General features: G+C 53.4%; 2 tRNA genes and 2 rRNA genes (1 of these 4 running past the window's edge). All 4 read right to left on the bottom strand.

Annotation, left to right across the window (positions count from 1 at the left end):
- Positions 1 to 48: 48 nt before the first annotated feature.
- Positions 49 to 125 (bottom strand) — tRNA-Met (locus AC3A3G_RS16290).
- 56 nt (positions 126 to 181) lie between these two features.
- Positions 182 to 296: ribosomal RNA gene (gene rrf, locus AC3A3G_RS16285) — 5S ribosomal RNA — on the bottom strand.
- 75 nt (positions 297 to 371) lie between these two features.
- A 23S ribosomal RNA gene (locus AC3A3G_RS16280) occupies positions 372 to 3,152 on the bottom strand.
- A 239-nt stretch (positions 3,153 to 3,391) separates the two neighbouring features.
- Positions 3,392 to 3,429: transfer RNA gene (locus AC3A3G_RS16275), tRNA-Ala, on the bottom strand (it continues 38 nt past the right edge of the window).

Genomic DNA, 3,429 nt, shown 5'->3' with positions numbered 1-3,429 from the left:
CAGACAGCAGAAAGCCCCGCGGCGTATGCCATCGGGGCTTTGTAAGCTTGGGTGCGGGAGTAGGATTTGAACCTACGACCTTCAGGTTATGAGCCTGACGAGCTACCGGGCTGCTCCATCCCGCGGCAAGGCGGTGAGTAAAGGAAGAAGGATCGAGAAGTCATTCATGTGTGTCGGGTAGACCCGGCGGCGACCTACTCTCCCGCGCCTTAAGACGAAGTACCATCGGCTCTGGAGGTCTTAACGACCGAGTTCGGAATGGGATCGGGTGGGGAACCTCCGACAGAGCCACCAGGTCAACCCGACACACATGAATGAGAAGATATTGTCTATGATTTCGACAAGTAAGATCGAATGAGTTTTGCTGAGAAACGATCAAGCCGATCGGATTATTAGTACCAGTAAGCTTCACACGTCACCGCGCTTCCACACCTGGCCTATCAACGTGGTAGTCTTCCACGATCCTCAGCGAAGCCTTGTTTTGAGGTTAGTTTCCCGCTTAGATGCTTTCAGCGGTTATCTATTCCATACTTAGCTACCCTGCTGCACGGCTGGCGCCATGACAGGTCCACCAGAGGTATGTCCATCCCGGTCCTCTCGTACTAGGGACAGATCCTCTCAAGCTTCGAACACCCACGGCAGATAGGGACCAAACTGTCTCACGACGTTCTGAACCCAGCTCACGTACCACTTTAAATGGCGAACAGCCATACCCTTGGGACCTGCTCCAGCCCCAGGATGTGATGAGCCGACATCGAGGTGCCAAACTTTGCCGTCGATATGGACTCTTGGGCAAAATCAGCCTGTTATCCCTAGAGTACCTTTTATCCGTTGAGCGATGGCCCTTCCACGCGGGACCACCGGATCACTATGGCCGACTTTCGTCTCTGCTCGACTTGTCAGTCTCGCAGTCAGGCTAGCTTATGCCATTGCACTCGACGACCGATTTCCGACCGGTCTGAGCTAACCATCGCGCGCCTCCGTTACACTTTGGGAGGCGACCGCCCCAGTCAAACTACCCACCACGCCATGTCCCGGGACCGGATAACGGCCCTCGGTTAGACGTCAACGACAGTAAGGGTGGTATTTCAAGGATGGCTCCACCAGAGCTGGCGCCCCGGCTTCATAGCCTCCCACCTATCCTACACATACGGTCGCTAACGCCAAGGCGAAGCTATAGTAAAGGTTCATAGGGTCTTTCCGTCTGACCGCGGGAACCCCGCATCTTCACGGGGAATTCAATTTCACTGAGCCTGTGCTGGAGACAGTGGGGAAGTCGTTACGCCATTCGTGCAGGTCGGAACTTACCCGACAAGGAATTTCGCTACCTTAGGACCGTTATAGTTACGGCCGCCGTTTACCTGGGCTTCAGTTCGGAGCTTTCACTCCTCCCTTTAACCTTCAGGCACCGGGCAGGCGTCAGACCCTATACGTCGCATTGATGCTTCGCAGAGCCCTATGTTTTTGCTAAACAGTCGCTACCCCCTGGCTTGTGCCACTCAGTCCTGGTTGCCCAGGGTGAGTCACGCTTATTCCGAAGTTACGCGTGCAATTTGCCGAGTTCCTTCAGCACAGTTCTCTCAAGCGCCTTGGTATGCTCTACCTGACCACCTGTGTCGGTTTCGGGTACGGTCTCTGCTAGAGTTATTTCCAGGGACAACGCCACCGCCGGGAACAATCCAATAAGCCCCGACGACTTATGCCATCCGTCACTTCTAGCTGGTGCAGGAATATTTACCTGCTTCCCATCGACTACGCTTTTCAGCCTCGCCTTAGGGGCCGACTAACCCTGCGCAGATTAGCTTTACGCAGGAACCCTTGGTCTTTCGGCGACAGTGTTTCTCACACTGTTTATCGTTACTCATGTCAGCATTCTCACTTCCGATACCTCCAGCCAACCTCACAGTTGACCTTCACAGGCTTACGGAACGCTCCGCTACCGCTTGCAGTAAACTGCAAACCCATATCTTCGGCGCATGGCTTTAGCCCCGTTACATTTTCCGCGCAGGATCGCTTGATCAGTGAGCTGTTACGCTTTCTTTAAAGGATGGCTGCTTCTAAGCCAACCTCCTGATTGTCAAAGCAATCCCACATCGTTTCCCACTTAGCCATGACTTGGGGGCCTTAGATGATGGTTAGGGTTGTTTCCCTTTTCACGACGGACGTTAGCACCCGCCGTGTGTCTGCCCGATAGTACTCCTGGGTATTCGGAGTTTGGTTAGTATTGGTACCGCTCGCGCAGCCCGCAACCATCCAGTGCTCTACCCCCCAGGGTATTCGTCGGACGCTCTACCTAAATAGATTTCGCGGAGAACCAGCTATGTCCAGGTTTGATTGGCCTTTCACCCCTATCCACAAGTCATCCCAGAATTTTTCAACATTCACGGGTTCGGACCTCCAGTAAGTGTTACCTTACCTTCATCCTGCTCATGGATAGATCACCTGGTTTCGGGTCGTCATACGTCGAACTTAGCGCCCTATTCAGACTCGCTTTCGCTGCGCCTACACCTAACGGCTTAAGCTTGCTCGACACATGAAGTCGCTGACCCATTATACAAAAGGTACGCCGTCACCGCGCTTGGCGGCTCCGACTGCTTGTAGGCTTCCGATTTCAGGATCTGTTTCACTCCCCTTGTCGGGGTGCTTTTCACCTTTCCCTCACGGTACTTGTTCACTATCGGTCGTAGAGGAGTACTTAGGCTTGGAGGGTGGTCCCCCCATGTTCAGACAGGATTTCACGTGTCCCGCCCTACTCGAGTCTCTTGCTGTTTGACGTCTACGGGGCTGTCACCCGCTATGGCCGGACTTTCCATTCCGTTCGACTTTATTTCACAAGAGCACTGGCCTGGTCCCGGTTCGCTCGCCACTACTACGGGAGTCTCGGTTGATGTCCTTTCCTCCGGGTACTGAGATGTTTCAGTTCCCCGGGTTCGCTCAATGAAGCCTATGTATTCAGCTCATTGTACCTTTAAACAATCATCCAATCGCTGCTCCGAAAAGCAGAGTTGGAAGACTGCAAAGGTGGGTTTCCCCATTCAGAGATAACCGGATCAAAGGGTGCTAGCGCCTCCCCGGTTCTTATCGCAGCTTGCCACGTCTTTCATCGCCTCTCTACGCCAAGGCATCCGTCAGAAGCCCTTCAACGCTTGATCGTTTCTCAGCAAAACTCATACGCAGGCTTATCCGGGAGATGGAAAGAGGTATCCGCCGGACCTGCGTCTGATTTTACTTTGTCAGACAATATCTTCTCGAACCTGACCTGAAAGCTTATGAGGAGCCGGTCAAATTCTTCCTTTACAATGTCAATGCAGCCGATCATGCGACCGGATGCAAACTTGATATGATCGCGAATTGCTCAAGTAGCCCGCAGGGCGGTAGCACACTTGAAACCTGGTGGAGCCTAACGGATTCGAACCGATGACATCCTGC

The organism is Brevundimonas sp. Soil_N_31 (assembly GCF_057655995.1).
This window is presented reverse-complemented; position numbering and strand designations above follow the sequence as displayed.